Origin of the sequence: Zavarzinella formosa DSM 19928 (assembly GCF_000255705.1) — a bacterium.
Classification (GTDB): domain Bacteria; phylum Planctomycetota; class Planctomycetia; order Gemmatales; family Gemmataceae; genus Zavarzinella; species Zavarzinella formosa.
In genome coordinates, this window is record NZ_JH636440.1 from 1113883 (window position 1) to 1122334 (window position 8452).

At 60.6% G+C, this 8452-nt stretch carries 4 protein-coding genes; all 4 read left to right on the forward strand.

What is annotated here, in order from left to right:
* The first annotated feature begins 181 nt into the window (after positions 1-181).
* Complete coding sequence (locus BGIM_RS0115995) at positions 182-772, forward strand: peroxiredoxin (RefSeq protein WP_020470761.1); 591 nt, start codon at positions 182-184, stop codon at positions 770-772.
* 328 nt (positions 773-1100) lie between these two features.
* Positions 1101-1670, forward strand: coding sequence for an RNA polymerase sigma factor (locus BGIM_RS0116005; RefSeq protein ID WP_020470763.1), 570 nt, complete (start codon positions 1101-1103; stop codon positions 1668-1670).
* A 194-nt stretch (positions 1671-1864) separates the two neighbouring features.
* Positions 1865-8008, forward strand: coding sequence for a VIT domain-containing protein (locus tag BGIM_RS0116010; protein ID WP_020470764.1), 6144 nt, complete (start codon positions 1865-1867; stop codon positions 8006-8008).
* Between the two features lie 149 nt (positions 8009-8157).
* A partial coding sequence (locus BGIM_RS64845; RefSeq protein ID WP_040888891.1) for a hypothetical protein occupies positions 8158-8452 on the forward strand: 295 nt, incomplete at its 3' end.

Below are 8452 nucleotides of genomic sequence, written 5' to 3' on the forward strand. Positions count from 1 at the left end.
ACCGATTGCGTTACGGCCTCATCGGGGTTAGTGAACAAATCCTGATTGGTCATTGGTCATTGGTCATTTCACGTTACATGTTCCAAGTTTCTTGAATCTCTCCCCCGCAATCCTTACTCTCACCTCAAGTGTTCAAACACCGGAATCCACCCCGGAAACATCGCATTTGGAGCAAGGACTCATGGCAGCGTTTGTAACCAAAGAAGCCCCGGATTTCACCGCCAAGGCCGTCATCGGCGAGGAATTCTCCACCATCAAGCTTTCCGATTATCGCGGCAAGTATGTGGTGCTGTTCTTCTACCCGCTCGACTTCACTTTTGTCTGCCCGACGGAAATCATCGCCTTCTCGGAAAAGATCTCCGAATTCCACAAACGCGGCGCGGAAGTCATCGGCGTCTCCGTGGACAGCGAATTCAGCCACCTTGCTTGGATTCGCACGCCGCGCGCCGAAGGGGGCCTTGGCGGGCTTAAGTACCCGCTGGTCACCGACATGAACAAGAAGATCAGCGCAAACTACGGGGTGCTGCTGGAAGAGGAAGGCGTCGCTCTGCGGGGGACCTTCCTCATCGACAAGAAGGGCATCCTCCGTCACGCCCTCATCAACGACCTGCCGCTCGGCCGCAACATCGACGAGGCCGTTCGCATGATCGACGCCCTCACGTTCTTTGAACAACACGGCGAAGTTTGCCCCGCGAACTGGAAGCCGGGAGCCCTGACCATGAAGCCGGATGTCGGCCAGTCGAAGGATTACTTCCGGAAAGCCAACGCGTAAGAAACGCGCAAAAGTGAAGACCAACCACAAAGACGCGAAGATCACACAAAGTTTCACAAAGAATCAAACAGATTTGAAGCAAAGAGAAACAACACAGAGCAAAGACAAGACGAAAATCATTTCGTGATCCCTTTGCTCTGTGTTCTCTTGTCTGATCTTTGCTTGCCTTCAATTTCATCTGTTTTCTTTGTGAAACTTTGTGTGATCTTCGCGTCTTTGTGGTTGGTGCATTTTCCTGCCTCTCTTCCTTGGCCGCTTTCACATATTAACATTCATCTCTGGCTCGTCTCACCTGCAAGCGATCCTCCCCGCGCAAGGCAAGGTACGGATGACCGATGCCGAGTTGGTAGCCGCCAGTCTGAACGGATCTGTCGATGCGTATGCCCAGCTTGCGCGCCGATGGGGCCACCGGATCGCGGCCATTTGCCATTCCAAGGTGCGCCGGGCCGACGTGGCCGACGATCTCACGCAGGAAACCCTCTTTCGCGGGTATCGCTCCCTGAACACGCTGACGGACCGCGACCGGTTCGGCACGTGGTTGATGGGCATTGCCGTGCGGGCTTCCCTGGACTGGCTCAAGGCGTCGGAACGCAAGACAGTGGTGTTCACCGCCCTGTCACCAGACAAGAATGTTGACGGCGTCTCTCGTTCGGATCACGTGGCCGAATTGGAACACCGCGACGAATGCCGCCGGTTGATGCGCGAGGTGGAATGCCTGCCGGAAGACCTGCGGCAGGCGCTGATGCTCTATTACTACGAAGACATGACGTACCGCCAGCTTGGCGAGTTGCTGGGCATCTCGGCCGCCACCGTGAACGCCCGGCTGACGAAGGCCCGGCTGATTTTGAGAGAACGATTGTCGCCCTCCATGCTTGAGCCGGAACTGACCACGGAATGAATGATGTGAAGCCGCGACGCGGAGTCTTCGGAGCGGAGCGCGGGCCGGATCCTGCCAGACACGTTCCCCATCCGTGTCGATGATCGCCTGTCGGATGTCCTCGCTCCGCTGCGAAGACTCCGCGTCGCGGCTTCACAAGGGTCATTGAGACAAACAAGAAACAGAAATCCCCGCTCCCCACGGAGTAGCCAGATATGACCACCGAACAAGCCATCGAATTGCTTTCCGCGTCGATCGACCGGGCGTTGACGCCGGCCGAGCAGACGGCGCTCGAAAGCTGGCTGGCCGCCGACCCGGAACACCGGGCCTTGGCGGATGGCCTGCGGCAACAGCACACCGACCTGAAGACCACCTTTGAACCACGTCGCGAAGCCGTGGCCCAAGTGATCTCTCAAGTCACGCAAACGCTGCCGGTCACCACGCCGCCGCCGTCGCCGCCCGCCCGGCCGGACAAGCCTCGCTGGCAGCGACTGGCCAATCCGTTCACGGGAGCCGTTGCCGCCGCATTGGTGGTCGGTCTTGGGTTGTATGTCTTCAAGGCTCGTAATCCGAGCCAAAATCTCATCCCGAACGCGGACAGAGCACCCACGGAAGTCGCCCTTAACATCGGCATGAAGCCTCGGGCAAAACCCGCCGGGCCGGAAGCCAAAAAGCTTGTTGTCGGGGACAAGGTTGTCACCGTCGCCGGGGAGAAACGCCGGGTGACGCTGCCGGATGATTCCATTGTCTATGTGAATCAAGGCACCACGGTCGAACTCACCTCGGACCGGCATCTCAAGCTGACCGCCGGGGATGTGTTCATCGAGGCCGTCCCCACCGAAGTGGCGAAGACCAAGTTTGTCGTGGAAACCCCGGCTCGCTCGGTCACGGCCTTGGGAACGAAGTTCGCCGTCACGGCCGCCAATGCCGGGACGGGCGTGATCGTCACGCAGGGGAAGGTCGAAGTCAGCGACATCGCGGAGCCGGTGGCCTCGGGGCAGCAACTTCAACCCAATGATTTGAAGCCGACGCAGGCCCCTCGGGGAGCGTGTGCCGTCGAGTGGACACGGGAACTGATTGTCGCCGCCGAGGCTCCCTTGGTCCCGGCCGGGAAGCATAGCGGCGGGTCGCTGGTCGCCGTCGATCCCTACGGACAAGAAGCCAAGCTTAGCCTCGTGAAGTTTCACATTGACGTGCATGTGGAAGATGGCTTCGCCCGCACGACCATTGACCAGACCTTCTTCAACAACGAAAACCAGCAACTCGAAGGGACGTTCTACTTCCCCCTGCCGCCGGATGCCTCGCTGAACCGGCTGGCGATGTATGTCGATGGCAACCGCATGGAAGGGGGCATGGCCGAGCGCGACCACGCCCGCAATGTGTACGAAACGATTCGGCATCAACGCCGCGACCCGGCCCTCTTGGAATGGATTGATGGCAGCGTCTTCAAGATGCGTGTCTTCCCGTTGCCGGCCCGCGAAGAAAAGCGGATCGTCCTCAGTTACACGCAGAAACTTAACGCCACCTATGGCCGCAGCACGTATCGGTTCCCGAGCGGGCATTCGCTTTCGCATGTGGAGCAATGGTCGTTCAACGCCACGCTGAAGAACGCCGAGGATTGGTCGGTCGCCTCGCCCAGCCATCCCGCGATGAAAGTGACCCCGCAGGGCAAGGACATCCTCCTCACGGACAAGGCCGCCAACATTCGCATCGACCGCGATGTGGTGCTGGAAATGGCCGACCATCAGGAGGCCGCGAAACAACCGGGAACGACGCAGTGGTCCCAGTTTACACAAGACGGCCAACGCTACATGATGCTGCGATACAAACCCGACTTGCCGCAGGCCCAGCGCCGGGAACGCCGGGATTGGGTCTTCCTGTTTGAATCGTCCGGCGCCCGCGACCCGCTGGTGGCCCGCACGCAGGTGGAAGTGATCCGGACCTTGCTAAACCACGCGGAACACGAGGACACGTTCACCATCCTGACCGTCGGCACGCGGGTGCGGGCTTTCACGCCGCCCCCCGGATTGCCGCAAGGGGAGAATGAACCGCACAATTATTACTTCCGAAATCCTTATGGCTCGCTCGTCCCGGCCACCGGGGAGAATGCCGCCAAGGCGATCCAATGGCTGGAGCAAGCCCACCTGATCGGCGCCCTCAATTTGGAGGAAGCCTTCACCCAGGCCGGGCGGTATCTGAAAGATGCCCGCAACCCGCACATCGTGCATGTCGGCGGCGGCATCGCCTCCTATGGCGAGCAACGTCCCGAACCGCTGATGAAATTGTTGCCGGCGGGAAGCCGTTATGTTGGCGTGGCCGTCGGCAAGCGATTTTCGACGACGCTCATGAAGACCGCCGCCGAGAAGACCGGTGGAGTCTTCACCCAGATCAACCCGGACGAACCGGTCGCCTGGCGCGGTTTTGAACTCGCCAGCGTGTTGAACGCCCCGCGCCTGCTGAACGTGAAGCTGGACGTGCCGGGCCAGGGCGAGGTGCGGTTCCTGCCCTTCACCGGGAGCGTCGCCCACGGGGAAGAATTGGTGGCCGTCGCCCGCGCCACCAATGTCCAGCCGGCCTTGGTGAAGATCACCGGCTCGTTGGATGGCGTCACTTACGAAAAGAACCTCGTGCCGGGGAACTTCACCGAGGGGGCCGGGCATTTGCCGCGAAGTTGGGCGAAATTGGAAATTGACCGGTTGCTGGCCGAGAACAACGGCCAGCACCAGCACACGATCACCGAGCTTTCCAAGGCCATGTATGTGATGACGCCGTACACCTCGCTGCTGGTGCTTGAAAACGAGCAGATGTACAAGGATTTCAACGTGGATCGCGGCCGGAAAGACCATTGGGCGATGTATCCCGCCCCGGACAAGATCCCCGTGGTTTACATCCCGGACCCGAACAACCCTTGGGCCACTCGCGGTTCCATCATCGGCCAAAAGCCGCATGAAAACCAAGTGCTGACGAGCATCTTCTGCCGCCAGCCGGCGATGGTGTTGCAGGGGCCAAACCTGCCGGGCCATCAGCCTGTGGTTCAGAACGCCGCCCAACGCTACGGCGCGGCCGTCGCCATCCCGGACGAAGTCTTGACGAATCTCGGGGATATGAACGAGGTTAATGATCTCTTCTTTGATTTGCCAAATGAAGACACCGGCCTCGACTCGATGGTTCGTTCACATCTTGAGTTTGAAACTCTTGGAGAACTCGAAAGGCAAAAAGTCCGGCTGCTTTCCTTGGCGACTGATGGCGCCAAGGAAATGGACGACAAGAAAAAACGTTATCGGCTCCCCGGCGTTCTTCGATCGTCGGATCGGTATGTGAACCAAGGCTTGTCATTCTCGGCGCAACCGAACAACGGGCCCAAACAGTTGGAACAAATCACTCGGTTGAGGATGGAAAAACAAGTGACGTTCAACTGGAGCGACATGGACGGTGAAGGACTCCGGTCGCAAAACAGCCGACGGCACTTCTATGGCAATTATCAACCGTTCAGAATCAGCGGACACGGAAATCAATCGCAGGCAATGTTCGATGATCTCATCAGCATTGATGGCAAAGAGAACCTTCAACGAAGACCGCAAGAACTCCGCGAATTGAGCAAGAACCTGAAAGATCTGCAAGTCGATTTTTCCGCACGGTCCGCCTTGGGCCGGTCTGGCATGGGGTGGGATGCCTTGCCCCGGCCCGCGGGGCTGGACGGGACAAATTTGTTCAACGGGAGAATGCTCGAACTATCCGGAGACATGGATCAGCCGGTGCCGAATTGGCATTTTTCTTCCCGGAGTGAGTTGGCAGCCGTTAAACTCCCGGAACCGATCCCGTCGCCGGAGTATCGGAAGAGGGAGCAAGCCGCGAGGTTTGACGGGTTCCAGAATGCCCGCTTTGGGTTCAACGTGTCGGCTCCGGCGTATTATCAACGGCCGGGCTTTGTCTTCACCGAACGGCTGTTCCGCGATCTGCCGAGCTTCGCTCCTGGCCTGAGTTCGCTCCCGGCCGATGTGAAAGCCGTCGTGGAAGCGGAGGCCGCCCCGCGATTTGGCCTCAAACGGGGGACGGTTGATCCCGGCGCCAAGAAGTTGTTCGATGCCGCCCGCGCCAACATGGGCTGGCGAACCACGCTGGTGCCGCAACCAGACGGGACCAAGCTCCGCGTCACCCACGATGGCCTCGGCCGGTATGCCTACGAGCGAACCGTCTCCTTCGGCCTCAAGGAATATGTGCTGTGCGACGGCAAAACCCTGTGGCACTCCTATCCGGAGATTGGCCTCGGGGCCAAGCGAACCGTCTCCCGTTTCCACCGGGCCGCGTTCCTGGAGTTGATCCCCGAGGCCCTGCCCCCGGCCGATGATCTGAACTACGGCGCGGATGTGAAACTGGTGGCCCCGAACAAGGTCGCCGTGATTCCGCACCATCAGCCGGACGAAGACGGCAACGTGCCGCCGTGGGCGGAGGCGCATTATGTGTTCGCCGACGGACGACTGGTCGAAACCTTTGCCATGCGACAGCCGGAGGCCAAGTCCTCGGCCAGACTGGTTTTCGACGCCAAAGGCTCGCTGGTGATTATCGGAACCGATGCCAAAATGCTCGCTTCCGCAAAGGTGGAACGCGAGCCGGCGAAGGAGCCGAGCCTGACGCCGGACAACAAGGCGCTGGTGGTGCTGCCGTTGCCGCTGCGGTCACGGGACATTGTGTTCCCGCAGATCGGCCTCGACGCCAACCATTCTCCGCAGGAATCCCGCGCCTGCCTGAGCGACGACGCCATGCTGGAACTGCTCGCCTGCGAATGGGGCATGGGCTCCGGCGAGATTGCGAACATTGTCCACCTGATGAAGCATGATCGCGGCGACCGCCGGCCGGGGCTGGATGTGCTGCTCGCCACGCTAAACTATTCGCCGCAACTCGAAAACCGCGATTCGGATGAGGCGGAAGCCCTGATTCAACGCGACCCGCTGACCCGCTATCTGTACCGCGAGTTCGACAATGACATGCGGGAATGGAACAAGAAATTCGGCTTCGGCCTGCCCGCCGAACAGAAGACAGACTTCCTCAGCCGCCTCGGACTTCTGCGAGTGATGTACGACCGCTTCACCGGGCCATACGTCAGCCATCCGTGGTGGGGCATCCGCGACACGGAGGTGAAACGGGCGTTGAAGTATGTCGGCCAGCATGCCGATTCCGTCTTGGGCTGGGCGGCCCTCGGCATCATCAGCGATGTCGGCTCGCCGCTGGAACTGCAAGGTTTGAAGGCCGACGCCTGGGGGGTGATGGCGGAAAAATCCCGCTTCCCCTACGCGGCCCGTTACGAACAAGCCCGCCTGCTCGACTCGGCCGGCCGGGGCAAGGAGGCGATGAAGAAGTTTCAGGATCTCTTCCGCGAGGCCCTGTCGGTCGGCGTCCTGCCGACCGTAGACGACCGCTTCCGCACGGTGTTGAGTTCTTACGACCAAGGCGACTGGCCGGGGTTGATGAAGGAAATGGCCGCGAAGTGTGTCGGGATCAAAGCCCGCCCGGTGGTGGTGCTGCTGGCGTGGCAATGCTGGCAGTTGGGTGATGTGGCCCTGTCAGACACGATTCTGGATGCGGCCTTGAAGGGGGCTTCCGAAGAGGAGACACCCGTCGCCAACCTGTGGGCCGTGCAGTTTCTCACCGCCACCAACCGGCACGACCGGGCTGACGCCCTGCTGCAACCGCTGCTGACGAACAAGCGGACGATAAAGGCACCCCCTGTCTGGCGGCTGGCCTCACAAGTGGCCGCCAGCCGGGGGGATCAGGTGCGGAGCATTGAGTATCTGGAAGCAGCCCTCGACATCGAGTTCACCCGTTTGCCGGATTCGTTCGACGTCAACCCGATCCGGCAGGATTACAGCCAACTATTGGCCCATTATGAATGGCTGGCTGATGCCGCGACGAAGTTGAACGTGCCGACGCCGAAGAACCTGCCGACCCGGCTGGTGAAAGCCGTTGATCGCTGGCGGCAAATGGACCCGGAGGCCGAGAGTATCTGTCAGCGCTCCGGCGTGGTGCTGCGAAAGATCGGCAGCGAAGAGGCCACCGCATTGGCATGGGACTACGAAACCACTCCGCTGGCATTGAAGCCGAACGAGTCCGGCCCGTGGGAATCATTGGCCCACCGCCTGCGGATGGAGGGTGATTGGAAACTCGCCGACCGGGCTTACGAGATGGCTTATCTTGCCGAGCCGACCAACGCCCAATTGCTTTGGAACCGCGCCCAGCACCTGAAGGACAAAGGCCAGATCGCCGAAAGCCGGGCGGTGTTCAAGAAACTGGCGGACGGCAACTGGCAGGAAAGATTCCGGGGGCTGGCGATGATGGCCAAGGCGGCGTCGATGGGACAGTGAGGGTGAGGCATTTTCATAGCCCGACGCGCCAGTTTTGAAGTTGCGCTTTTTGCTGAGGAGAGTGGGCCGGGATAGAAAAACGAGACTCCCCCGGCCGGATCGGTTGGGCCGTGAGGCCGGGTGATCACCAACCGGAAGGAGTCTCGGTCATGATTGTGCAAGAAGGACTCCCCGGAATCAAACAGTTTCTTCGTCCGGCCGGCCTGAGTCCCCGGGCGCTCGGCCTGGTGATTCGTTGCGTGGCGGCGTTTTGTTTGCATTGGGGGCGCATGAGCGCCTCGCAAGCCTCGGGGTCGGTGGCCTCGGAGCCGCGTCATCGCGCCCAGATCAGCCGGTTTCTCGGCCGCAAGGGCCTTCGCCAACGGCCGCCGCTGGCTCTGGTGCGGGACCGGATGCTGGCGTTGGAGCCGGCGGGGGGCCGCTTCGTGTTCATCATCGACCAGA

Coding starts and splice junctions, on each gene's coding strand:
- BGIM_RS0115995 (WP_020470761.1), top strand. CDS start 182: ATGGCAGCGTTTGTAACCAAAGAAGCCCCGGATTTCACCGCCAAGGCC.
- BGIM_RS0116005 (WP_020470763.1), top strand. CDS start 1,101: ATGACCGATGCCGAGTTGGTAGCCGCCAGTCTGAACGGATCTGTCGAT.
- BGIM_RS0116010 (WP_020470764.1), top strand. CDS start 1,865: ATGACCACCGAACAAGCCATCGAATTGCTTTCCGCGTCGATCGACCGG.